Consider the following 21,950-nt stretch of genomic DNA (forward strand, 5'->3'; position numbering starts at 1 on the left):
GCACGCCACGTGCTACCGAATCCTTTCGCCAGTCCTGCTGGCCCAGCACACTCGCCCATGCCGACCATGAAAGCCAAAGCCGCCGACTCCTCTCCCGCCAGCACCGCCGCCCAGGCTGCGACGGTGACCGCGCTGGCCGAGGCGCAGCTGCGCGAGGCCGGCGTGCGCGTGACGCAAGCCCGGGTCAACGTGCTGGGCGCGCTGCTGGAAACCCGCAGCGCCGCCTCCCATCAGGATATCCAGGATCGCTTTGCCGACATGGACCGGGTCACCCTCTACCGTGCCCTGGATTGCCTGACCGAAGCCGGCCTGGCACACAAGATCTCCAGCGACGACCGCATCTTCCGCTACAGCGCTGGTGCCGATCACGCTGAACACGGGCTGCACGACCATACGCAGGGCAAGCAGCACCAGCACGGCCACTTCAAGTGCACCCGCTGCAACCGCGTGTTCTGCCTGGATGCCAGCGATGGCACCGACTTCCTGGCCACCGTGCTGCCCGATGCCGACCGTCACCGCTCCACCGCCGCGCAACTGCAGTCGGCCTTGCGCAAGACCCTGGGCAAGGGCTTCCAGAGTCACGAAGTGGAACTGACCATCAAAGGCTGGTGCGCCGACTGCGCCGACTGACTTTTTGACACATCCCTTCAGGTCAGCGCGCAGCACCCAGCGCCGCGAGCCGTCGCGGCAGCTGCCGCACTGAACGAACCTTCACATCGACAAAACCCGGCAGGCGACTGAGCGCACGCTGGCCTCCCATGTGCCCGAGCAGGGCCTGGCTGCCGCGCAGGTACTGGGTGACCCATGCCGTGCGCACGCCCAACTCGCGGGCACTCTTGAGGTTATCCACCGTATCCTCGACCAGGATGCAGCGCCGTGGGGCCACCTTGTGGCGTGCCAACAGCTTGCGCAGCATGATGCGCGAAGGCTTGGGGCGCAGCTGGCGATGCACGTGCATGGATTCGATGGAAATGTGATGCGAGAAATGCCGGTGCAGCCCCAGGTGCCGCACCAGCTCGCGCGAATAGCGGCGCGGCGCATTGGTGAGCAGGATCTTCTGCCCCGGCAACTGCGAGAGCCAGCGGCCGATGCCGCGCTCGGCGCGCACCATGCCCGGGAGGTCGTCGAACAGATGCGCTTCATGCAGGAATTCATCCACCCCCAGTCCATGATGCCGCACCAGCCCCAGCAGGGTCGCGCCGTAGAGCTTCCAGTAATGCCGCCGCAGGTAATTGACCGCCGCTTCGTCGCTGGGCTGGCCATCGTTATCCAGCACGCGCTTGATGATGCGGTTCATGTTGGTGTTGATGGCGGGGAAGATCGCGTGCGAGGCGTTGTGCAGGGTATTGTCGAGATCGAACAGCCAGAGCGGTGTAGTATTGGACGCCATAAAAAGACCGGCGCGCCGCCGTCGCCGGGGCGCACCTTCAGCAAGCTAGGAAAGAAAGGCCAGCAGTGACCGGATTGATGCAACGCTTGATTATAGTGAGTTTGACCTGGCTGTCCTGCCTGAACTTGCTCTCCCCGGCCCGCGCCGCGACGCCAGCCGATGCAGCTCCGGCCGCCCCGCCGCGCGGCGCGCTCTACCAGGTCTCCGATGGCCGCCATACGCTGCTGCTGTTTGGCACCATCCACGTCGGCGCACCCGATTTCTATCCGCTGGAACCGAAACTTCAGCAAGCCCTGGCCGCCGCCCCCACGCTGGCGCTGGAACTGGATCCGCAGAACACCGCCGCCATGCAGAGCGCCGTGCAACGCTATGCGGTCTATCCTGCCGGTCAACAACTGCTGGACCAACTCGACCCGGCGCTGCGCGAACGGACCCGGACCACGCTGCAGCGTTTCGGCATGACGCCGGACAACGTACAGCAACTTCGTCCCTGGATGCTGGCCATGGCCCTGACCGTGCAGGAATATGTGCGCCACGGCTATCGCACCGACCTGGCCGTCGACAGCCACCTGGCTGAGAGCGTGCGCGCACATGGTGGCAGGGTGATCGAACTGGAAAGCGCCGACCGCCAGCTGGGCCTGTTCAGCAAGCTGACGCCGGCGCAGCAGGCGCAATTCCTGTCCGATACCCTGCAGGAGCTGGACGATGCCGACCTCACCCGCAAGCTCGATCGCCTGGTGGCAGCCTGGCGCAGGGCCGACAGTGCCGACTTCGGTGCCGCCTTGCAGGAGATGCAACAGGATGACAGTTTCGCCAGCCGCTTTGCCGTGCAAACCCTGCTGCGTGAGCGCAATCCTGGCCTGGCGGCGGGTATTGCCGGACTGCTGCGCCAACAGGACAAGGCCGTGGCGGCTATCGGCATCCTGCATCTGGTCGGGCCGCACAGCGTGCCGGTGCTGCTGGGCAAGCAAGGCCTGCAGGTCAGACAACTCTATTGACCCGGTCGGACCAGGATATCCGGAAAACATACAGGGATGAGCGTACTCGTCCCTGTTCATCTCACCAGCGTCAGAAAACGGCTTACTTCGCCGCCTTGATTTCCGCCATGAAGTCCTGCTGGATCTGCTGCATCCTGGGCTGCATCGCGATGAGCGATTGCTGCATCAGGTCCATGTTCCGCTGCATCAACACTGGCAACTTGTGGATCATGGCCTGTCCGGCCGGGGTCCGGTAGAAGTCGAGCATACCCTGCACCTCTTCCTCCGTGAAGGTCTCACGGTAGAGGCGTATATAGGCCGGCTCCATCTTCTCCCAGTTGATGCTCTCCCTGATGAGGTTGAGCATGCGGAATTTCATCTTGTCCATCGCCTGCTGCTGAGCCGGGGTGGGCTTGTGCCCCGCGAGCACCGCCGTCATGACCTGATCCATGCGCGCTGCCTGCTGGTCCATGATGCCGTCAACGAGCTGACGCGATTGGGTCACTTCCAATATCTGGCGAACGGTGTCCTCGCTGGCGGGTGCCGCCAGCGCAGGTGCCGAGACGGCAGACAGGGCAGCCAAGGCCGACAACGCGACGGCCAGCAGGATACGGCGGTGATGCATCATGGTTTCTCCAGTCGATGAGGAAGGCAAACAAAAAAGGATGGGGGCACCATCCTTTGGGGGTTCATGGCGATCTGCGCCGCCTTGATGTTGAAACTTGAATCGCGTGTGGATCAGTGCGAACGGATCATGGTCCCGAAGGCCTGCTCGGTCAGCACTTCCAGCAGCAGCGAGTGTTCAATACGGCCATCGATGATGTGCACCGTGTTCACGCCCGACTTGGCCGCATCCAGCGCCGAGGAGATCTTGGGCAGCATGCCGCCGGAGATGGTGCCGTCGGCGAACATCTCATCGATCTCGCGCGCCGACAGGTCGGTCAGCAGGTTGCCGGCCTTGTCCTGGACGCCGGCAATGTTGGTCATCATGATCAGCTTTTCGGCGTGCAGGATCTCGGCGATCTTGCCGGCCACCACGTCGGCATTGATGTTGTAGGCCTGGCCGTCGTCGCCGAAACCGATCGGCGAGATGATGGGGATGAAGGCATCATCCTGCAGCGCCTTGACCACCGCCGGGTTGATCGCGTCGATCTCACCCACGTAGCCGATGTCGAGGAATTGACCCGGATGCTCCTTGTCCGGCATCTGCATCTTGCGCGCGCGGATCAGGCCGCCGTCCTTGCCGGTCAGGCCCACCGCCTGGCCGCCGTAGTGATTGATCAGCATCACGATGTCCTGCTGCACCTCACCGCCCAGCACCCATTCCACCACTTCCATGGTTTCTTCATCGGTAATGCGCATGCCCTGCACGAAGGTCCCCTGCTTGCCGATCTTCTTGAGCGCCGCATCGATCTGCGGGCCGCCGCCGTGGACCACCACCGGGTTCATGCCGACCAGCTTCAACAGGATCACGTCGCGCGCGAAGCCGTGCTTCAGGCTCTCTTCGGTCATCGCGTTGCCGCCGTACTTGACCACGATGGTCTTGCCGTGGAATTTGCGGATATACGGCAGCGCCTCGGCCAGGATTTCGGCTTTGATCTGCGGGGCTACGTGGGTGAGGTCGGTGGTCATGGCAATGTCCTGTCGATGCGATGAGGAAAAAGTGATGGGGTGATGCGGTTAGGGACGCGATTTTACATGGAAAGCCGCTTGCCTTCGCACTGCAACATGCGGCGTGTCCTATCCAGACAACGCCGCCGCGCTCAGGCGCTGCAGGCGCGGATTTCCTGATCCGGGAAGGCGCTCTTGATGTTCTCCAGTGCGGTGCGGGCTTCCGGGCTCAGGTCGCGCAGCTGGAATACCTGTTTGCCGGCCCCCGAGCGGCGCGCAATGATGCGGGCGCTGCGCACGCCCCGCGAGATCAACTGGCCCACATAGGCCTTGGCCGCCTCCTCGGTACGGAAGATGCCCAGCGAGACGCCCGAACGCAGTGCCGGATTGGGGAAACTGTCTGGAATGACGTAGAAATCGCCGATACCCAGCCGGCGCAGTTCGGCGATGCGGCGGTCCGCGCCCTCGCGGCCATCCTGGGGCGGGATGTAGACCATGTGGCTGGTGACGTCCTGGGTCAGCTTCTGGACCACCTTGTCGCCCAGCTTGAGGCTGGCCAGCTGGTCCGAGAAGCGGCGGGCGTCGGCGGCGGTAAAGTTGCCGACTTCGGTACAGGAAGGCGTGACCGTGGCGACCTGCGGGACCGCTGGCTGGGCCGGGGCTGCCGTGGCGGGGGTGGCCGCAGGGGCAGGCGCTGCGGCCGCCGTCCCAGTGTCGGCAGCGGCGGCCTGCGCGATTGCTGGCTGCGCGCGCAGTTGCGACGCGAGTTTGTCGCTATTGGCGGGCAGCACGCTGAGCAGTTCCGGGCGCAATTGCTCAGCCAGGCGCTGCGGCTCGCGCCGTTCGGACGCGTTGGCACCGAAATAGCCGCGCGACATCCCGAACAGGACCACGTTGCCTACCAGCAACAGCCAAAAAAGCAGTTTCAGCTTCATCCGCGCCCAGTCTTCCTTGCCCTCATTGATTTGCCTGTCTGCATGGACAAGCGCTCAGCGTCCATGGTTCATACCCGCATGGTGGCCATATGAAGGCCTATGAGCACCAGATTATCCACTTTTTCCAGTGGCGTATCGCCCGATGCGAGATACGGCGCCAGCAACAAGCCGGCGCCCCCGGCCAGCAGGCAGCGCAGCGGAACGTTCGGACGCAGGCGCCGCCGCTCGGCCAGCGCATGCTCGATGGCTCCGACCTGGGCCGCGATGCAACCGGCGACGATGGCCTCGACGGTATTGTCCGCAAACAGGCGTTCGGGCGGTGCGGCGCCATCGATGCGCGGCAGCTGGGCGGTATTCAAGGCCAGCGAGGTGGCCATGGTACCGAATCCCGGCAGGATCATGCCGCCCTCGAAGCACCCGTCGGCACTGACCACGTCGATGGTGGTGGCCGTGCCGCAGGTCGCCACCAGCAACTCCTGGTCCGGAAACAGCGCCCGCGCACCGATGGCCGCCGCAAAGCGGTCGCAGCCCAACTGGCCGGGATGGCGGTAGCCATTGCGCACGCCAGCCCGCTCGGCTGTGGAAGCGAACCATTCGACGATCACACGCGGTCCGAAGACACCGTGCAGAAGGGCCTGCAGGCTGTCGCGCAGGGCCGGGCCGGCGACGTTGGACACACAGATCTGCAACGCCTCCTCAGGAGCAGCCTGTCTGGCCAGTGCCCCCCAGTCCCGTGCCAGCCTCTCCACCTGGGCGCGTTCCACCGCGCCTTGTTGTTGCCAGCGCGGCAGCGGCAGCGTGGTCCGTTCCGCATCGGCCACGACCGCCCACTTGATGCGGGTGTTGCCGGCGTCGACCAGCAGCCTCATGCGTCTTGCAACCGCAAGGAGACATCCCCGGCCAGGATCTCGACCTGCCCGGCCTCGGTGTCCATGAGGAATCGGCCCATCATGTCCACGCCCACGGCCGTGCCTTCCTGCAGCACGCGGCCATTCTCGACGATCTTGACGGCCTGGCCGGCATAGGCGTGGAAGGCTTCCCAGCGCTTGACGAAGGCCCCGAAGCCGCGCGCCTCGAACTCTTCCAATACGCCTGCCAGCGCGCTGGCGATGATGGCCAGCACGGTTTCGCGCGGCGGCTTCTGCAGTTCGGGGGCCGCACCGATGGCGCGCTGCAGTTCATCTTCCAGCCCCGGCGGAACCGCCAGATTCAGTCCGATGCCGATCACGGCCCAGGTGGCATTGCCCTGGCGGCCATCCGCGGCGGTCTCGATCAGGACACCGGCCAGCTTGGCGCCATCGCGCAAGACGTCATTGGGCCACTTCAGTTGCGGCCGGATGCCGAACACTTCCAGCGCCTCGGCCAGCGCCACGCCCACAGCCAGCGGCAGACCCAGCAGCGCGTGCATGGGACGCTGCAGGCGCCAGGCCAGCGAAAAGGTCAGGGAATCTTCCGGTGCGGCGCGCCACGGACGGCCCGCGCGGCCACGGCCGGCGGTCTGGCGGTCGGCCACCAGCAGCAGCGGACGCTGCAGGGACGACAGGCGCTGCATCAGGTCGACATTGGTGGAACCGGTCTCGGCCACGGCTTCGACATCGATGCGTTGCTGCCCCTGGGGATCGGAACCGGCCAGGAGCATGCCGATGCGCTCGGGACGCACCAGCGGTGCCGATTCAGACTCGGCGGGCATGGGAAAAGTCAGTGTCATGCGGGCATTGTAACGGCAGAGCGCACCTGCGCGGGGGGCCGGGCACGCTGCAATGGTAAAGACGGCAGCCGGCGGGCGCTGCCTGGCCCGAAATCGGTTACCCTCTGGCCCATGCCCGTTCCACCCGATTCCCGCTCCGAGCCTCCCGCTACCCCGGCCAGTGCACCGGCAGCCTCGTCGTTCGCGCGCGTGAGCCTGCTGGTCTATACCCTGCTGATCGTCTATGCCAGCTGGTATCCCTTCTCCGGCTGGCGCGACATGGGAATCAAACCCTTCGATTACCTGGGCGCGCGCCTGCCCTACTACTGGACCGTGTTCGACGTCTGGACCAACGTGGCCGGCTACATCCCGCTGGGCCTGCTGCTGGTGCTGGCCCTGCATCCGCACCTGCGGCCCCGGTGGGCGATATGGCCGGCCACGGTGGCCGGTGTGCTGCTGTCGGCCTGCATGGAGGCGGTGCAGACCTACCTGCCCACGCGCGTGCCCTCCAATCTCGACCTGCTGACCAATTCGCTGGGCGTGGCGCTGGGGGCCGTGCTGGGCGCAGCTTGCAGTCGTTATTTCCTGGAGGATAGCCGCTTCCTGATGCTGCGCCGCCGCTGGTTCTCGGGCGCGGCCAGCCGCGGGCTGGTGGTAGCGTGGCTGTGGCCGCTGGCGCTGATTTATCCACAGAATCACCTGTTCGGCCTGGGACATCTGGTGCCGCCGTTGTCTGCATTCTTTTCCGACCTGTTCGATACCCCCATCGACCTCGCCACCACCTGGCTCAACAGCGCGCAACCGAGCGCCGAGCAATACTGGCTGGCCGACGTCATCGTCACCGCCTGCGGCCTGACCGGCGCGGCCCTGCTGGTGCTGCTGCTGATGCGCCGACAGGCCCCGCGCCGGCGGCTGGTAACGCTTTACCTGCTGGCCTGCATCGCGGCCAAGTCGCTGGCCTGCGCGCTGTTCTTCGCGCCGCAGAATGCCTTCGTCTGGATTTCTCCCAGTGCCGTGGGCGGTATCATGCTGGGGACGCTGATGATCGTCGGCCTGGCCTGGGCCCCGCCTACGGCGCAGCGGCGCGTGGCAGCGCTGGCACTGATCCTGAGCCTGGTGGTGACCAACGCAGTCCCGGCCAATCCCTATTACCTCTCCACGCTGGAGACCTGGGTCCAGGGCAAATTCCTCAACTTCGACGGGGCCGCGCAGTTCCTGTCGGTGCTGTGGCCCTTCCTGGCGATCTGGTTCCTGTTGCACCCGGTGCACCGCAGGCCGGGCTGAGCGGGGTGTATCATTGACGCTTTGCCGGCCCGCGCCGGCACTGCCGTCACTCTCCACAGGGCATTCCATGAGCGATCAAGAGCAACCGCAAGAGCAAGAGCAAGAGCAACCCTATTACGAACATCACGTCTTCTTCTGCCTGAACCAGCGCAAGCCGGGCGAGCGTACCTGCTGTGCCGACAAGGGCGCGCAGGCCGCGCAGGAACACGCCAAGAAGCGCATCAAGCAACTGGGCCTGTCCGCGCCCGGCAAGGTCCGCATCAACAAGGCCGGCTGCCTGGAGCGCTGCGAAGAAGGCCCGGTGGTGGTGATCTACCCGCAAGGCACCTGGTACACCTACGTCGACAATGAAGACATCGACGAAATCATCGACAGCCACATCGTCGGCGGCAAGGTCGTGGACCGCCTGAAAATCTGACGATATGAAAGTTTGATCATGCTGCCGCCCTGAATGCCGGGCGCAGCAAGCTTCCCCTCATCCGTTTCCCCGCACGCCATGAACGTACATACCCAAAACTTCCAGATCGCCGGTGCCGTCGGCCAGCTCGAATGCGCACTCGACCTGCCGGATCCCGAGCAATTCGCCGCGCCCGTCGGCCTGGCCTTGGTGGCCCATCCGCATCCTCTGTATGGCGGCACGATGGACAACAAGGTCGCACAAACCCTGGCCCGCACCTTCCTGGCGCTGGGCTACGTGGCGGTGCGCATGAATTTCCGCGGCGTGGGCAAGTCCGAAGGGGTGCACGACCACGGTGCCGGCGAGACCGACGACATGGCCCTGCTTCTGCAGCACATGCGCGCGCAATATCCTGACCTGCCGCTGGCACTGGGCGGTTTCTCCTTCGGTACCTTCGTTCAGGCGCAATTGCAGCAGCGCCTGCTGCAACAGGATGCAGCCAGCGCCGCCGAACGCCTGGTGCTGGTCGGCACCGCTGCCGGCAAGTGGCCCATGCCGCCGGCCCCGGCCAATACCATCCTGATCCACGGCGAGCAGGACGACACCATTCCCCTGTCCGCCGTTCTGGACTGGGCGCGCCCGCAGGAGCTGCCGGTGGTGGTGATTCCGGGCTCGGATCACTTTTTTCACCGCAAGCTGCAACATATCAAGAACGTCGTGGTCGAAAGCTGGCATCGCCGCCCGGCGCAGCTTCAGGCCTGAACCTTTCCGGCACGTCCGGCGTTCATCCGGAAGCATGGCGGCGCTGTACGAGGCCAGAGCCAGGGTGCATGCCGGTATCGTGAGGGGATTTTCGGGGATGAAGATCCATTCAATTGGGAACGATGCCACATGACGTTTTATAATTCAGTGCGACCAGCCAGACCGGCGCAGCGCGCGCCATTGCGGTTGTTCGCATCGATTGAACCAGACTGATCCGTCCTGCCTCACCCTCTTTTCAAACCAACAGCTACGATGTTCCCCCGTGCTGGCAATTTTTCTTAGGCACCGATGAAAAAGCTTCTCGCGGCATTTGCCGCAACCGTCCTTTCCCTTTCCGCCCTGACCGCCTCCGCCCAAAGCCTGCCGCCGCCGACCGTGGCGGCCAAGAGCTGGCTGCTGCTGGATGCCTCGGCCAACCAGGTGATCGCCTCCAGCGACGCCGACACCCGCGTGGAACCAGCCTCGCTGACCAAGCTGATGACCGCCTACCTGGCCTTCGCCGCCCTGCGTGACAAGCGCCTGAGCCTGGAGCAGGAAGTGAACGTTTCAGTCAACGCCTGGAAGGTCGATCCGAGCAGCTCCAAGATGTTCATCGAGCCCAACAAGCCGGTCTCGATCGACAACCTGCTGTATGGCCTGATCTCGGTCTCCGGCAATGACGCCGCCGTGGCCGTGGCCGAAGCCGTCTCCGGTACGGAAGATGCCTTCGTGCAGCTGATGAACCGTGAAGCGCAGCGCCAGGGCCTGACCAACACCCACTTCAGCAACCCGCACGGCCTGCCCAGCGCCGACACGTACACGACCGCGCGCGACCTGTCCATTCTGTGCCGCAACCTGATCAACGACTTCCCTGACTATTACAAGCGCTATTACTCGGTCAAGAAGTTCACCTACAACAACATCACCCAACCCAACCGCAACCGCCTGCTGTGGCTGGATCCGACGGTGGATGGCATGAAGACCGGCCACACCTCCAGCGCCGGCTATTCGCTGATCACCTCGGCCCATCGCCCGGTGCCCAACGGCGAGCGTCGCCTGATCTCGGTGGTGATCGGTACCGTTTCCGACCAGGTCCGCACCCAGGAAAGCCAGAAGCTGCTGAACTGGGGCTTCCAGAACTTCGACGCCGTGAAGCTGTATGCCAAGGGCCAGGCCGTGGATACGCCGGACGTGTGGAAGGGTTCGCAGAGCAAGATCAAGGTCGGCTTCAAGAACGACGTCTACATCACTATCCCCAAGGGCACGGCTGACAAGGTCAAGACCAAGCTGGAACGCAATGATCCGCTGATCGCCCCGATCTCGGAAAACGCCAAGGTCGGCACCCTGAAGGTAACCATCGATGACAAGACCGTGGCCGAACTGCCGGTGATCGCACTGGAATCGGTGGGCCCGGCTGGCTTCATCGGCCGCGCCTGGGACTCGCTGCGCCTGATGTTCAAGTAATCCTCAGGTGGTTCTGCCGCCACGGCGGCAGATGAGCAAGATGAGCAAGTCAAGAAAACGCCATCGGGTGACCGATGGCGTTTTTTCATGTGCGCTGCCAAGGCCACGCATTGCATGCCGATACGTATACGCAAACCCTTGGATGCATCGGATCACATACCCCAAGCCAGAAACAAAAACGCCACCGGCGAACCGGTGGCGTTTCTTTTACTGCTTTGCTGGCTGGCTGAAATCAATCAGCAATCAGGCCGCAACCGCTTCCATGGCTACTGCCGGTGCCACATCATCCGCCGACGACCGGATCAGGTGATCGAAGGCCGACAGGCCAGCCGTTGCACCTGCACCCACGGCGATGACGATCTGCTTGTACGGCACCGTGGTGACGTCACCGGCCGCGAAGACGCCCGGAATCGAAGTCTGGCCCTTGGCGTCGATCTCGATCTCGCCGTGCTTGGACAAGGCCAGGGTACCCTTGAGCCATTCGGTGTTGGGCACCAGGCCGATCTGGACGAACACGCCTTCCAGTTCCACGTGCTTGACCTCACCGGTTTCACGTTCCTTGTAGCTGATGCCGTTGACGCGCTGGCCGTCACCGGTGATCTCGGTAGTCTGCGCCGAGGTCACGATGGTCACATTGGGCAGGCTCTTGAGCTTGCGCACCAGCACCGCATCGGCCTTCAGTTCGGCTGCGAACTCGATCAGGGTCACATGGGCGACGATACCGGCCAGGTCGATGGCTGCTTCTACGCCCGAGTTGCCGCCACCGATCACCGACACGCGCTTGCCCTTGAACAGCGGACCATCGCAGTGCGGGCAATAGGCCACGCCCTTGTTCTTGTATTCCTGCTCGCCCGGCACGTTGACGTTGCGCCAGCGGGCACCGGTGGACAGGATCACGGTCTTGCCCTTCAGCACGCCGCCATTGGCCAGCTTCACTTCGATCAGCTTGTCGCCCGGCACCAGCGCTTCAGCGCGCTGCACGTTCATGATGTCGACGTCATAGGCACGCACGTGCTGTTCCAGCGCGGTGGCGAATTGCGGGCCTTCGGTTTCCTTCACCGAGATGAAGTTCTCGATGGCCAGGGTGTCGAGCACCTGGCCGCCGAAACGCTCGGCCACCACGCCGGTACGGATACCCTTGCGCGCTGCATAGATCGCCGCAGCTGCACCAGCGGGGCCACCGCCGACGATGAGCACGTCATACGGCTCCTTGGCGCTCAGTTCTTCACCCTTGCGGGCAGCGGCACCGGTGTCGAGCTTGGCGAGGATCTCTTCCACGCCGGTACGGCCCTGGCCGAAAACTTCACCGTTCATATAGACGGTCGGCACGGCCATGATCTGGCGTTGCTCGACTTCACCCTGGAACAGCGCGCCATCAATGGTCACGGACTGGATGCGCGGGTTGATGATGGACATCACGTTCAGCGCCTGCACGACTTCCGGGCAGTTCTGGCAAGTCAGCGAGACATAAGTCTCGAAGCGATAATCGCCGTCCAGGTTCTTGATCTGTTCGATGACCTTGTCGTCGAGCTTGACCGGGTGCCCGCCGACTTGCAGCAGCGCCAGCACCAGGGAGGTGAATTCGTGGCCCATCGGGATCGCGGCGAATTCGACGCTGATATGGGTCCCGGGGCGGTTCAGTCTGAAGGACGGGGTACGTCCCTGGGCATCGGCACCGCGTTGCTCGACCAGCTTGATGCGGTCAGACAGCAGCACGATGTCTTGCAGGAGTTCCTGCATCTCACGGGACTTGGCGCCATCATCGAGCGACGCGACGATCTCGATCGGGTGGCTGACCTTTTCCAGATAGGCCTTCAATTGGGTCTTGAGATTGGCATCAAGCATGATGATTACTTCCTCGTTGAGAGATTCTAGGGTCGCCCTGACCACGGCCTCGCCCTTGTGGGGGTTGGCCGCTTGCCCGGGGGGAGCGGGCCAGGACGGATACTGCAGGGGAATTACTTCAGAGAATTTAATTGCCGAGTGGGCGTAGCGAGCGGCCCGAGGTCCGCGGGAGAAGCGCAGCCGTACTCAGGTACGGCGAGCATCGCAGCGCGGAGATCGGGTCGCGCAGTAGCCCAATCGGTAATTAAATCTTGCCGACCAGGTCCAGCGAAGGCTTCAGGGTGGCAGCGCCTTCTTCCCACTTGGCGGGGCAGACTTCACCCGGGTGCGATGCCACGTACTGGGCAGCCTTGACCTTGCGCAGCAGTTCCGAAGCGTCACGGCCGATGCCGTTGTCATGCACTTCCATGACCTTGATTTCGCCTTCCGGATTGATCACGAAGGTGCCGCGCAGTGCCAGGCCTTCTTCTTCGATCAGCACTTCGAAGTTGCGTGCCAGGGTTGCGGTCGGGTCGCCCACCAGCGGGTACTGGACCTTCTTGATGGCTTCCGAGGTGTCGTGCCATGCCTTGTGAGCGAAGTGGGTGTCGGTGGACACGCCGTAGATTTCAACGCCCAGCTTCTTGAATTCAGCGTAGTTGTCGGCCAGATCTTCCAGCTCGGTCGGGCACACGAAAGTGAAGTCGGCCGGGTAGAACACGAACACGGACCACTTGCCCTTCAGGGTGGCTTCGGTGATGTCGACGAACTTGCCATCGTGGTAAGCGGTTGCCTTGAACGGCTTGATAGTGGTGTTGATCAGGGACATTGTCGATTTCCTTTTAAAGGGGGGTTGAGTGAAGCGATGGGTTGAATAGTAGAACGCCAAACAAAATAGATCAATTTTATTTAATCAATACTTTTGATTGGATTTAACTATCAGTCTTGAGGATCAGGCTATCGGCAGCGCCGGCGCCCGCAAAACGACGCGGTCACCGGAAACACATGGCATCGGCCTGCGCAGATGCAAGCGCGACACTGGCCAATCTCTGACCGTGATCGCTTAAGATGGAACACTTCCGGCCGCGCCAAGGAGCGGGTGCGAGCGGAAGTGGGAGCAATGTTACTGCAAGCACGCCGTTCTTGTGCAGCTGCACAAGCTGACCAATCCTGACCCTGATGAACCGATGAGCGAGCACCGTCCCCAACCCGGCCGCCGCGCCGATTTCCTGCACTTCCACGCCATTGCGACACGCTGGATGGACAACGATGTCTATGGCCACGTCAACAATGTCGTCTACTACAGCTGGTTCGATACCGCCGTGAACCACTACCTGGTGCAGCGGGGCGTGCTGGACATCGAGCGAGGGGAAGTGATCGGGCTGGTCATCGAAACGCAGTGCAACTATTTCGCTTCCGTGGCCTTTCCGGACCTCATCGAAGTGGGCGTTCGCGTATCGCATCTGGGCCGCAGCAGCGTGCGTTACGAGCTGGGCATCTTCAAGGCGGGGGAAGAGACTGTCGCTGCGCAAGGCCACTTCGTGCATGTGTACGTGGATCGCGCCAGCCGCAGACCGGTGGCCTTGCCCGAGGCATTGCGGGCGGCGCTCATGCCGCTGACCTTGCTGATGCCGGGCTGAAAAAACGCTTCGGCCAGATCCGCCACCCCAAAAAGAAAACGCCCGCCGCATCAATGCGGCAGGCGCTTCCTGTCTTCTCCGAACCGGTCAGCTTAGGCTGCCAGCTTCTTCTCCAGCTTGTCCTTCACACCCTGCAGTTCGGCCGGCAGCTTGTGCTTGAGCTTGTCGAACAGTTCGGCATGCAGCTCCAGTTCCTTGACCCAGGCGGCCTTGTCGATGGAGGTGATGGTGGCGAACTGTTCGGCGCTGAAGTCCAGGCCTTCCCACTGCAGGTCATCGAAGCGCGGGGTCACGCCGAACAGGTGTTCGACACCGCCGGTCTTGACGCCCTGCGGATCCTCGATGCGGTCCAGCATCCACTTCAGCACGCGCATGTTGTCGCCGAAGCCGGGCCAGACGAACTTGCCATCGGCATCGGTACGGAACCAGTTCACGCAGTAGATCTTCGGCAGCTCTGCGGGCGAGGCGGCGATCTTCTTGCCGATGTCCAGCCAGTGCTGGAAGTATTCGCTCATGTTGTAGCCGGCAAAGGGCAGCATGGCGAACGGATCGCGGCGCACCACGCCCTGCTGGCCGACGGCCGCAGCAGTGGTTTCAGAACCCATGGTCGCGGCCATGTACACGCCTTCCACCCAGTTGCGGGCTTCGGTCACCAGCGGCACGGTGGTGGAACGGCGGCCACCGAAGATGAAGGCCGAGATCGGCACGCCGGCCGGATCATCCCAGGCCGGATCGATCACCGGGTTCTGGGTCGCGGCCACGGTGAAGCGGGCATTCGGGTGCGCTGCCTTGCGGCCGGTTTCCTTGCCGATTTCCGGGGTCCAGTCCTTGCCCTGCCAGTCGATCAGGTGCGCCGGGGCTTCCTTGGTCATGCCCTCCCACCAGACGTCGCCATCATCGGTCAGCGCCACGTTGGTGAAGATGGTGTTGGCTGCAACCGAGGCCATGCAGTTGTAGTTGCTCTTTTCGTTGGTGCCCGGGGCCACGCCGAAATAGCCGGCTTCCGGGTTGATGGCATACAGGCGGCCATCGGCACCCGGCTTGATCCAGGCGATGTCGTCACCGATGGTGGTGACCTTCCAGCCGCCGAAGGCCTTGGGCGGGATCAGCATGGCGAAGTTGGTCTTGCCGCAGGCCGAGGGGAAAGCGGCAGCCACGTAGTGCTTCTTGCCCTCCGGGGATTCGACACCCAGGATCAGCATGTGCTCGGCCAGCCAGCCCTGGGCGCGGCCCATGGTGGAGGCGATGCGCAGGGCGAAGCACTTCTTGCCCAGCAGCGCATTGCCGCCGTAACCCGAACCGTAGGACCAGATCTCGCGGGTTTCCGGATAGTGGACGATGTACTTGGTGGCATTGCACGGCCAGGCCACGTCCTTCTGGCCGGCGGCCAGCGGTGCGCCCACGGTGTGCACGCAGGGCACGAACTCGCCATCGCTGCCCAGCACGTCATACACGGCCTTGCCCATGCGGGTCATGATGCGCATGTTCACGGCCACATAGGGGGAGTCGGACAATTCCACGCCGATGTGGGCGATGGGCGAACCCAGCGGACCCATCGAGAACGGCACCACGTACAAGGTACGGCCGGCCATGCAGCCGTCGAAGAGGCCGTTCAAGGTCTGGCGCATCTCGGCCGGATCGGTCCAGTTGTTGGTCGGGCCGGCGTCTTCCTTGTTCTGCGAGCAGATGAAGGTGCGGTCTTCCACGCGGGCCACGTCCGACGGATCGGAGCAGGCCAGGTAGCTGTTGGGACGCTTGGCTTCGTTGAGCTTCTTCATGGTGCCGGCGGCGACCATTTCAGCGCACAGGCGATCGTATTCTTCCTGCGAACCATCGCACCAGTAAATGCGAGCCGGCTTGGTCAGCGCGGCGATTTCGGCGACCCAGTTGATCAGTTTCTGGTGTTTGACGTAGGCGGGCGCATTGACTGCGGGAATGCCTGCCATGAGGGGTTGGTTCATATGCTACCTCCAATGCCACAAGTTGATGAATTCGGTTGGCACGGCAGGATCGTCGTTGCACGGGCCTGGCGGGATACGCACGCCAGTCTGCAATACGGCGGTCTTGTCGATGGCGGCCGGCTCCAGGAGCCCGGCTACCCGGCCCGCCTCCTTGCTGGCGGCGGGTTTTGCTCACTCTTCGACAGTCGAGAGTGCAGGAAAGTGGCAGCGATTGTACCCCGATAAAACGGAATTTACGCAAATTTGTAGCGAAAAATACCCGACTTATGTAGTAGGTAATTACAAATCAAAAAAAATCTGTTAATTCATTACCGTGGGATATAACAGTCATTCCTTGATAAACCGCATGAACACTGGATTTGCGGGGCATTGCGGGCGATACACCATTCACAACGTGAATATCTCCTGCAGAAATGCGACGAAAACTTTCACCTTGGCTGTCTCGCGGCGTGTTGGTTGGTAAAGCACCACGATGTCCGGACCGGCCACCTGCCATTCCGGCAGCACCGGCACCAGGCTGCCCTCCTGCATGGCCGGATCGAGGGTCACCGACATCTGCTGGATGATGCCGCTGCCGGCCTGTGCGGCAGTCATCGGAGTCGCTGGCGGCCGCCGGATCGGGCGGCCCTGAAAAATATGCGAGCTTTACGCGCCGCCCCAATTGCATGGGCAGCAGCGCCCGTGCCGAATCCCGGCAATCGCTTTATGATGGACGTCCACGCCGGCCACGCAGGTGGCCGGTCACAGCCCCTCAAGAGTGCCAGGAGACTTCCCATGAAAATCGCCATCCTCGACGACTACCAGGATGCCGTGCGCCACCTAGATTGCTTCCGCCTGCTCGACGGCCACGACGTCAAGGTCTTCACCAACACCGTGCGCGGCACCGGCCAGCTGGCCGCGCGGCTGGCGCCCTTCGACGCCGTGGTGCTGATCCGCGAACGCACCGCCCTCACCCAGCCCCTGCTGGAAAAACTCCCCCTGCTGAAACTGATTTCCCAGACCGGCAAGGTCAGCGGCCATGTCGACGTGGCCGCCGCCACCGCGCGCGGCATCGCCATCGTCGAAGGCGTGGGCGACCCGACCGCGCCGGCCGAACTGACCTGGGCCCTCATCATGGCTGCCATGCGCCGCGTGCCGCAATACTGCAGCGCCCTGCGTGCTGGGGCCTGGCAGCAGGTCTCGCCCACGCCGCATCACAACCTGATCGGCACCGCCCTGAAGGGGCGCACCCTGGGCATCTGGGGCTACGGCAAGATCGGCAAGCTGGTGGCCGGTTATGGCCGCGCCTTCGGCATGCAGGTGGTGGTGTGGGGACGCGAGGCCAGCCGCGAGCAAGCCGTCAAGGATGGTCTGCAAGCTGCCGCCAGCAAGGAAGATTTCTTCACCCAGGCCGACGTACTGACCCTGCACCTGCGCTTGAACGACGCCACGCGCGGCATCGTCAAGGCCAGCGACCTGGCCCGCATGAAGCCGACCGCCTGCTTCGTCAACACCAGCCGCGCCGAACTGGTCGAGGCCGATGCGCTGGAAGCGGCCCTGCACGCCGGCCGCCCCGGACTGGCTGCGCTCGACGTCTACGAGCGCGAGCCGCTGCCGGTGGATTCACCGCTGCTGAAGATGGACAACGTGGTGGCCGCCCCGCACCTGGGCTATGTGGAAAAAGACGGATATGAACTTTACTTCCGCGCGGCCTTCCAGAACATCGTCGACTACGCCGCCGGATCGCCCAAGAACGTGCTCAATCCTGAGGCTCTGGGGTGATGCGGTGAATGGTTCTGACCGGCGGGTCATAGGTGAGCTGGGGCATGGCCCCGGCGCGCTTCCACAGGTGCCGCCAACCCGGCGGCCAAGGTAGCGGCGGGCCGGCGTATTCGGGGACGTTGCGCCGGATCGGGATCACCGGCAGGTGTTCCGGGATGCTGCCGTTGCTGTGCCAGCCGAGGCTGAAGGCGTAATCCGGCAAGAGCGTGGCGCAGACCAGCTCGAACCAGCTGGCGTGGGCTTCGTCTTCGCCCAGCGCCTGGGCCAGCCCCTGCGGATCGAACTGGGCCAGCAGGCGCGCCAGTTCCTCGGGGGACGAAGAAGGTCCGTCGCCCCAGCCCATCACCGGATTGAAGTTGTAATCGGCGCCCGAGCCATACCAGCCCTCGCGCCAGGGCCGCTCGATCCAGTTGCGCGGGCCGCTGAAGAGATGCCAGCGCCAGTGCAGCCCGGACGGCTTGGGCCAGCTATAGAGGTAGAGCCGCTGATAACCGGCACGATGCAGCTCGCGCACCATGGCCATCAGGCGCGCATGCGGCATGCGGTCCGGCGGAGCGCGGCGAAACAAAATGGGCGTGCCATCGGCGTGCTGCACTTCGTCCGACGACAGGTTCAGGTCCAGGGTGCGCACTTCGCTGCCGAAGCGCGCAGAAATCCAGCCCGTCATCAGGTTGACGAGCACGATCACGCCATAGCCACGATGGCGGTGGAAGATGACGGTGCCGGGTGCCAGAGGTTTCATATGCGGTCCATTATAAATGTCCTTGGAAAATCGCTCCGGCCCCGCCCGTCTCGACACGAAAATGAAGCTTCCTGCGTGTAAGATAGCGCCTGCCAGCAGCCATAGCGCGGCTATCCGGGGGGAAGCGGCTGGCACGCGGCGTCCGGGACCGCATCTTGCTTATCCCGCGATGTGAACATTTTGACCAGTTGGAAGATAGGAAACCCATGAGCCTGCGCATCATCGCCACCGGTGGCACCTTCGACAAGCATTACGACGAAATCGCGGGCCAGCTTGGCTTTGGCGAGAGCCACCTGCCGGACGTCATCGCCCGCGCCCGCATCACCACCGAAGTCTCCCTGGAAACCCTGCGCCTGCTCGATTCGCTGGAGATGCAGGACGGCGACCGCCAGCGCGTGCTGGAAGCCTGCCAGGCCTCGGCGCAGCAGGCCATCGTCATCATCCACGGCACCGACACCATGCAGCAGACCGCCCAGGTGCTCGGCCAGGCGCTCACCGACAAGACCGTGGTGCTGACCGGCGCCATGATCCCCTACGAGATCGCCAATTCCGACGCCTTCTTCAACTTCGGCTTTGCCTGCGGCGTAGCCCAGGTCCTGCCGCCGGGGGTGTATGTGGCCATGAACGGCCGCATCTTCGCCTGGAACAAGGTGGCCAAGAACCGCAGCGCGGGCGTTTTCGAGCCGATCTGATTCCGGCCTTTGGCAGGCCCCGTCTTCAGTGCGGTGCCTGCCGCTGCGCCCAGTCGCGGCAGAACGACAGCAGCGCCGCGAGGCTGGGCGAAGGCGCGCGGTGGCGGCTGACCACCATGTAGAAATGCCGGCGCAAGGTCGGCAGGGGCGTGTCCAGTTCGACCAGCTTCCTCGATTCGATCAGATCTTCCACCACCGAACGTGACAGGCAGCTGATGCCCAGGCCTTCGGCGGTGGCGCGCTTGATGGCTTCCGAATTGCCGAACTCGAAGGACGACGGCAAATAGTGCAGGTAGGGAATGAGCGCATGCTCGACCGCCTCGCGCGTGCCGGACCCGGCCTCGCGCAGCAGCCAGTCGGCTTCGCGCAGCATCTTCAGGGTGATCTTGCGGCGCGCGCGGACGATGGGGTGTTTGGGCGCGGCCACCACGATCAGTTCATCGGTCATCCACGGCTCCACCTGCACATCATCGGCATGGCAGGGCCCTTCGATGAGCCCCGCATCCACTTCGAAGTTGACTACGGCCTCCACGATATCGGCGGTATTGGCCACCAGCGCGCGCACTCGCGCTCCTGCATGACTGCGCCGATAAGCGGCGATCATGGCCGGCAGCAGATAGCTGCCGATGGTGGTGGAAGCCCCCAGGTGCAGGTCGCTGCCGGCGGCCGGATCGCTGAACTGGCGCTCGATGGTCTGGGCCGCATCCAGCATGTGGCGCGCCTGCGGCAGCAGCTGTCGGCCGCTGTCATTCAGCACCAGCCGCTTGCCGACACGGTCGAACAATTGCACGCCCAGCAGGCTCTCCAGTTCGTTCAGCGCAGCGCTGGCCGCCGACTGCGACAGCGCCACCAGCCCGGCCGCCGCCGTGGTCGAGCCCGATTGGGCCACCGCCAGGAAAATCTGCAATTGCCGCAGCGTGATCCTCATCGATCCTCCGTTATGCATTTCCAACATGGGGGTGCGCAGAAAACGTCACCGTCCATCTACCTGTTTAACAGGTAGATATTAGCAAAATAACGCGTTTTTCTTTTATAAGCCCGGCGCGTAAAGTGCACTCCATCGACAGCACACCCTTCGTGGAGAGCCCCATGCGTACCGCCATCCAGACCTCCTCCCTGCCGCCGGCCGCCGCCGGACTGGCGCTTTCGGGCGCCGTCGCCTGGGCAGCTATGAGCCTGGGCAATATCGGCTGGCTGCAGAATCACGGCTTCTCGGCCCTGACCGTGGCCATCGTGCTGGGCATCCTGATCGGCAACACCGTCTATCCGCGTCTCGGTGCGTACTGCGGCGAGGGCGTGCGCTTCTCCAAGCAGACGCTGCTGCGTGCGGGCATCATCCTCTACGGCTTCCGACTGACCTTCCAGGACATCGCCCACGTCGGCGTGGCTGGTGTGGTGATCGATGCGGCCATGCTGCTGTCCACCTTCGGGCTGGCCTGGCTGGTCGGTACCAAGTTGTTGAAGCTGGATCGTGACGCCGCGCTGCTGATCGGTGCCGGCAGCTCGATCTGCGGTGCGGCTGCCGTGATGGCCACCGAGCCGGTGCTGCGCGCGCGCAGCGAGCAGGTCACCGTGGCGGTCTCGACCGTGGTCATCTTCGGGTCGCTGGCGATCTTCCTCTATCCGCTGCTCTATACGCTGCAGGCCGAACCGGTGTGGGGCCTGCGCCTGCCGGACTTCGGCGTCTACATCGGTTCCACCGTCCATGAAGTGGCGCAGGTGCTGGCCGCTGCACGCTCCATCGATCAGCACACGGCCGACGTCGCGGTGATCACCAAGATGGTCCGCGTGATGATGCTGGCGCCCTTCCTGCTGATGCTGTCGATGAAGGTCGCACCGTCTGCAGCGGCGGCATCGGGGGCTGCACATGCAACGAAGAAGCTGTCCATTCCCTGGTTCGCCTTCGCCTTCATCGGTGTGGTGGTGTTCAACTCCTTCTTCCCGCTGCCGGCCGCGGTCAACCAGCTGGTGCTGCAAGCCGATACGCTGATGCTGGCCATGGCCATGGCGGCCCTGGGCTTGTCCACCCACCTCTCGGCGCTGCGCAGCGCTGGCATCAAGCCCATGATCCTCGGTGCGGTGCTGTTTGCCTGGCTGGTGATTGGCGGTGCCCTGGTCAATGGCGCATTGGGACGCTTGCTGGCCTGAGGCCCACTCCACCTCATCAAGCAAAAAGGCGCGCTCCGCAGGGAGCGCGCCTTTTTTGTTACATCAGGAAAACTGACTCAATGGGAAACTTGATTCAGTTTCTTCAATGCAGCTCACCACGCTGGGTCAGTTCGCGGATGATGCGCACCGTATCGATATCGGCTTCCTGATAAGCCGAGCGGCGGAAGTTGTCATAGAAAGCTTCTTCGCCGGTGACATCCTCGGGCTTGCCGTCGTCATACTCAAAGCGCACGAAGAGCACATCGGCCTGGGGCTCCTCGATGGTCATGCTCATGCGCGACGCCGGGATCTCGCCCTGCGAGGGCACTTCATAGAGCACCTGGATCTGCGGCAGGTAAGTGACCTTGTCGATGATGACCAGCTCGCCATAGCGTAACTCGCGGCGCACGCTGTCGAGGCTTTTTTCGGAGAGGCGGCAGTCATCCAGATGCGGCATGAACAGGCGCGGCGACTCCGCACGCAGGACCAGGCCGCGCCAGAGTTGCTCGCGGGTCAGGGAATCGATCAGCGGATTGAGCGGATCGTTGATCTGGATGAGATGGTTGAATTTCATGGTTGCTCTCGTGTTGTTGTTGCCGCCGGCAATGCGGGCATTGTCCCACAGGCGCAGCCGGGCCGGTCGGGCGGGCTGCTACAATGGCGCCTCGTTTCTTCTCCTGCCCACGCCGATCGCCT

Annotated in this window: 23 protein-coding genes; 10 read left to right on the forward strand and 13 right to left on the reverse strand. The window is 63.6% G+C overall.

Going from position 1 to position 21,950, the window contains the following annotated elements:
* Positions 1-57: 57 nt before the first annotated feature.
* A complete protein-coding gene (locus MKD49_RS13440) occupies positions 58-630 on the forward strand; it encodes a Fur family transcriptional regulator (protein ID WP_252696534.1) in 573 nt (190 codons plus the stop codon).
* Positions 631-652: 22 nt separating this feature from the next.
* On the opposite strand, the gene MKD49_RS13445 is transcribed toward MKD49_RS13440, so the two are convergent.
* A complete protein-coding gene (locus tag MKD49_RS13445) occupies positions 653-1,390 on the reverse strand; it encodes an HAD-IA family hydrolase (protein ID WP_034331773.1) in 738 nt (245 codons plus the stop codon).
* 77 nt (positions 1,391-1,467) lie between these two features.
* Between MKD49_RS13445 and MKD49_RS13450 the strand changes: the two genes are divergently transcribed.
* The gene (locus MKD49_RS13450; protein ID WP_252696535.1) at positions 1,468-2,388 is read left to right on the forward strand and encodes a TraB/GumN family protein; all 921 of its coding nucleotides are present in this window, start codon (positions 1,468-1,470) and stop codon (positions 2,386-2,388) included.
* A gap of 82 nt (positions 2,389-2,470) precedes the next feature.
* Here MKD49_RS13450 and MKD49_RS13455 read toward each other — a convergent pair whose 3' ends face one another.
* From MKD49_RS13455 to MKD49_RS13475, 5 genes are all read right to left on the reverse strand, one after another.
* Positions 2,471-2,995, reverse strand: coding sequence for a DUF2059 domain-containing protein (locus tag MKD49_RS13455; RefSeq protein WP_121040643.1), 525 nt, complete (start codon positions 2,993-2,995; stop codon positions 2,471-2,473).
* Positions 2,996-3,105: 110 nt separating this feature from the next.
* Positions 3,106-3,999 carry an acetylglutamate kinase gene (gene argB / locus MKD49_RS13460; protein ID WP_121040645.1) on the reverse strand — a complete coding sequence of 298 codons (894 nt, stop codon included), beginning with the start codon at positions 3,997-3,999 and terminating at the stop codon, positions 3,106-3,108.
* A 131-nt stretch (positions 4,000-4,130) separates the two neighbouring features.
* A complete protein-coding gene (locus MKD49_RS13465) occupies positions 4,131-4,913 on the reverse strand; it encodes a hypothetical protein (protein WP_034331769.1) in 783 nt (260 codons plus the stop codon).
* Positions 4,914-4,981: 68 nt separating this feature from the next.
* Positions 4,982-5,782: a type III pantothenate kinase gene (locus MKD49_RS13470; protein WP_204726975.1), complete on the reverse strand. Its 801-nt coding sequence runs from the start codon at positions 5,780-5,782 to the stop codon at positions 4,982-4,984.
* Positions 5,779-6,621, reverse strand: a complete 843-nt coding sequence (locus MKD49_RS13475) for a biotin--[acetyl-CoA-carboxylase] ligase (RefSeq protein WP_121040651.1) — start codon at positions 6,619-6,621, stop codon at positions 5,779-5,781. Before MKD49_RS13475 ends, MKD49_RS13470 begins: the two co-directional genes overlap by 4 nt.
* 111 nt (positions 6,622-6,732) lie before the next feature.
* Between MKD49_RS13475 and MKD49_RS13480 the strand changes: the two genes are divergently transcribed.
* The 4 genes from MKD49_RS13480 (at position 6,733) to MKD49_RS13495 (ending at position 10,486) form a co-directional block, all read left to right on the forward strand.
* The gene (locus tag MKD49_RS13480) at positions 6,733-7,884 is read left to right on the forward strand and encodes a VanZ family protein (protein ID WP_121040653.1); all 1,152 of its coding nucleotides are present in this window, start codon (positions 6,733-6,735) and stop codon (positions 7,882-7,884) included.
* Between the two features lie 67 nt (positions 7,885-7,951).
* Positions 7,952-8,302 carry a ferredoxin gene (locus MKD49_RS13485; protein WP_039783618.1) on the forward strand — a complete coding sequence of 117 codons (351 nt, stop codon included), beginning with the start codon at positions 7,952-7,954 and terminating at the stop codon, positions 8,300-8,302.
* Positions 8,303-8,380: 78 nt separating this feature from the next.
* Positions 8,381-9,043 (forward strand): alpha/beta hydrolase, encoded by a 663-nt coding sequence (locus MKD49_RS13490; RefSeq protein WP_209584390.1) that lies wholly within the window; start codon positions 8,381-8,383, stop codon positions 9,041-9,043.
* Positions 9,044-9,331: 288 nt separating this feature from the next.
* Positions 9,332-10,486: a D-alanyl-D-alanine carboxypeptidase family protein gene (locus tag MKD49_RS13495; RefSeq protein ID WP_034331763.1), complete on the forward strand. Its 1,155-nt coding sequence runs from the start codon at positions 9,332-9,334 to the stop codon at positions 10,484-10,486.
* 243 nt (positions 10,487-10,729) lie between these two features.
* On the opposite strand, the gene ahpF is transcribed toward MKD49_RS13495, so the two are convergent.
* Positions 10,730-12,331 carry an alkyl hydroperoxide reductase subunit F gene (gene ahpF, locus MKD49_RS13500; protein WP_252696536.1) on the reverse strand — a complete coding sequence of 534 codons (1,602 nt, stop codon included), beginning with the start codon at positions 12,329-12,331 and terminating at the stop codon, positions 10,730-10,732.
* Between the two features lie 244 nt (positions 12,332-12,575).
* Positions 12,576-13,139: an alkyl hydroperoxide reductase subunit C gene (ahpC, locus tag MKD49_RS13505; protein WP_008332872.1), complete on the reverse strand. Its 564-nt coding sequence runs from the start codon at positions 13,137-13,139 to the stop codon at positions 12,576-12,578.
* Between the two features lie 358 nt (positions 13,140-13,497).
* On the opposite strand from ahpC, the gene MKD49_RS13510 reads away from it, so the two are divergent.
* The gene (locus MKD49_RS13510) at positions 13,498-13,950 is read left to right on the forward strand and encodes a thioesterase family protein (RefSeq protein ID WP_252696537.1); all 453 of its coding nucleotides are present in this window, start codon (positions 13,498-13,500) and stop codon (positions 13,948-13,950) included.
* Between the two features lie 92 nt (positions 13,951-14,042).
* Here MKD49_RS13510 and MKD49_RS13515 read toward each other — a convergent pair whose 3' ends face one another.
* Together MKD49_RS13515 and MKD49_RS13520 are read right to left on the reverse strand one after the other, a co-directional pair.
* Positions 14,043-15,911, reverse strand: a complete 1,869-nt coding sequence (locus MKD49_RS13515) for a phosphoenolpyruvate carboxykinase (GTP) (protein ID WP_252696538.1) — start codon at positions 15,909-15,911, stop codon at positions 14,043-14,045.
* 387 nt (positions 15,912-16,298) lie between these two features.
* On the reverse strand, positions 16,299-16,505 hold the full coding sequence (locus MKD49_RS13520; protein ID WP_252696539.1) for a LysR substrate-binding domain-containing protein: 207 nt from the start codon (positions 16,503-16,505) through the stop codon (positions 16,299-16,301).
* Positions 16,506-16,685: 180 nt separating this feature from the next.
* Here MKD49_RS13520 and MKD49_RS13525 point away from each other — a divergent pair, with 180 nt between their 5' ends.
* Positions 16,686-17,672 (forward strand): D-2-hydroxyacid dehydrogenase family protein, encoded by a 987-nt coding sequence (locus MKD49_RS13525; RefSeq protein WP_134137016.1) that lies wholly within the window; start codon positions 16,686-16,688, stop codon positions 17,670-17,672.
* Here the strand turns inward: MKD49_RS13525 and MKD49_RS13530 are convergent.
* Positions 17,650-18,414 carry a hypothetical protein gene (locus tag MKD49_RS13530; protein ID WP_034330392.1) on the reverse strand — a complete coding sequence of 255 codons (765 nt, stop codon included), beginning with the start codon at positions 18,412-18,414 and terminating at the stop codon, positions 17,650-17,652. The two genes, MKD49_RS13525 and MKD49_RS13530, sit on opposite strands and share 23 nt — an antisense overlap.
* A 206-nt stretch (positions 18,415-18,620) precedes the next feature.
* Here MKD49_RS13530 and MKD49_RS13535 point away from each other — a divergent pair, with 206 nt between their 5' ends.
* Positions 18,621-19,106, forward strand: coding sequence for an asparaginase domain-containing protein (locus MKD49_RS13535; RefSeq protein ID WP_034330389.1), 486 nt, complete (start codon positions 18,621-18,623; stop codon positions 19,104-19,106).
* Positions 19,107-19,131: 25 nt separating this feature from the next.
* Here the strand turns inward: MKD49_RS13535 and MKD49_RS13540 are convergent, their stop codons facing one another.
* Positions 19,132-20,034: a LysR family transcriptional regulator gene (locus MKD49_RS13540; protein ID WP_209584381.1), complete on the reverse strand. Its 903-nt coding sequence runs from the start codon at positions 20,032-20,034 to the stop codon at positions 19,132-19,134.
* A 161-nt stretch (positions 20,035-20,195) separates the two neighbouring features.
* Here MKD49_RS13540 and MKD49_RS13545 point away from each other — a divergent pair, with 161 nt between their 5' ends.
* Positions 20,196-21,254 carry a YeiH family protein gene (locus tag MKD49_RS13545; protein ID WP_209584379.1) on the forward strand — a complete coding sequence of 353 codons (1,059 nt, stop codon included), beginning with the start codon at positions 20,196-20,198 and terminating at the stop codon, positions 21,252-21,254.
* Between the two features lie 103 nt (positions 21,255-21,357).
* On the opposite strand, the gene MKD49_RS13550 is transcribed toward MKD49_RS13545, so the two are convergent.
* Entirely contained in the window at positions 21,358-21,828 is a 471-nt protein-coding gene (locus tag MKD49_RS13550; protein WP_034330381.1) for an SRPBCC family protein, read from the reverse strand.
* Positions 21,829-21,950: the final 122 nt, after the last annotated feature.

It is taken from the genome of Herbaspirillum sp. WGmk3 (genome assembly GCF_023952535.1).
GTDB classification, from domain to species: domain Bacteria; phylum Pseudomonadota; class Gammaproteobacteria; order Burkholderiales; family Burkholderiaceae_D; genus Herbaspirillum; species Herbaspirillum huttiense.

Coding starts and splice junctions, on each gene's coding strand:
- MKD49_RS13440 (WP_252696534.1), top strand. CDS start 58: ATGCCGACCATGAAAGCCAAAGCCGCCGACTCCTCTCCCGCCAGCACC.
- MKD49_RS13445 (WP_034331773.1), bottom strand. CDS start 1,390: ATGGCGTCCAATACTACACCGCTCTGGCTGTTCGATCTCGACAATACC.
- MKD49_RS13450 (WP_252696535.1), top strand. CDS start 1,468: ATGCAACGCTTGATTATAGTGAGTTTGACCTGGCTGTCCTGCCTGAAC.
- MKD49_RS13455 (WP_121040643.1), bottom strand. CDS start 2,995: ATGATGCATCACCGCCGTATCCTGCTGGCCGTCGCGTTGTCGGCCTTG.
- argB (WP_121040645.1), bottom strand. CDS start 3,999: ATGACCACCGACCTCACCCACGTAGCCCCGCAGATCAAAGCCGAAATC.
- MKD49_RS13465 (WP_034331769.1), bottom strand. CDS start 4,913: ATGAAGCTGAAACTGCTTTTTTGGCTGTTGCTGGTAGGCAACGTGGTC.
- MKD49_RS13470 (WP_204726975.1), bottom strand. CDS start 5,782: ATGAGGCTGCTGGTCGACGCCGGCAACACCCGCATCAAGTGGGCGGTC.
- MKD49_RS13475 (WP_121040651.1), bottom strand. CDS start 6,621: ATGACACTGACTTTTCCCATGCCCGCCGAGTCTGAATCGGCACCGCTG.
- MKD49_RS13480 (WP_121040653.1), top strand. CDS start 6,733: ATGCCCGTTCCACCCGATTCCCGCTCCGAGCCTCCCGCTACCCCGGCC.
- MKD49_RS13485 (WP_039783618.1), top strand. CDS start 7,952: ATGAGCGATCAAGAGCAACCGCAAGAGCAAGAGCAAGAGCAACCCTAT.
- MKD49_RS13490 (WP_209584390.1), top strand. CDS start 8,381: ATGAACGTACATACCCAAAACTTCCAGATCGCCGGTGCCGTCGGCCAG.
- MKD49_RS13495 (WP_034331763.1), top strand. CDS start 9,332: ATGAAAAAGCTTCTCGCGGCATTTGCCGCAACCGTCCTTTCCCTTTCC.
- ahpF (WP_252696536.1), bottom strand. CDS start 12,331: ATGCTTGATGCCAATCTCAAGACCCAATTGAAGGCCTATCTGGAAAAG.
- ahpC (WP_008332872.1), bottom strand. CDS start 13,139: ATGTCCCTGATCAACACCACTATCAAGCCGTTCAAGGCAACCGCTTAC.
- MKD49_RS13510 (WP_252696537.1), top strand. CDS start 13,498: ATGAGCGAGCACCGTCCCCAACCCGGCCGCCGCGCCGATTTCCTGCAC.
- MKD49_RS13515 (WP_252696538.1), bottom strand. CDS start 15,911: ATGAACCAACCCCTCATGGCAGGCATTCCCGCAGTCAATGCGCCCGCC.
- MKD49_RS13520 (WP_252696539.1), bottom strand. CDS start 16,505: ATGACTGCCGCACAGGCCGGCAGCGGCATCATCCAGCAGATGTCGGTG.
- MKD49_RS13525 (WP_134137016.1), top strand. CDS start 16,686: ATGAAAATCGCCATCCTCGACGACTACCAGGATGCCGTGCGCCACCTA.
- MKD49_RS13530 (WP_034330392.1), bottom strand. CDS start 18,414: ATGAAACCTCTGGCACCCGGCACCGTCATCTTCCACCGCCATCGTGGC.
- MKD49_RS13535 (WP_034330389.1), top strand. CDS start 18,621: ATGAGCCTGCGCATCATCGCCACCGGTGGCACCTTCGACAAGCATTAC.
- MKD49_RS13540 (WP_209584381.1), bottom strand. CDS start 20,034: ATGAGGATCACGCTGCGGCAATTGCAGATTTTCCTGGCGGTGGCCCAA.
- MKD49_RS13545 (WP_209584379.1), top strand. CDS start 20,196: ATGCGTACCGCCATCCAGACCTCCTCCCTGCCGCCGGCCGCCGCCGGA.
- MKD49_RS13550 (WP_034330381.1), bottom strand. CDS start 21,828: ATGAAATTCAACCATCTCATCCAGATCAACGATCCGCTCAATCCGCTG.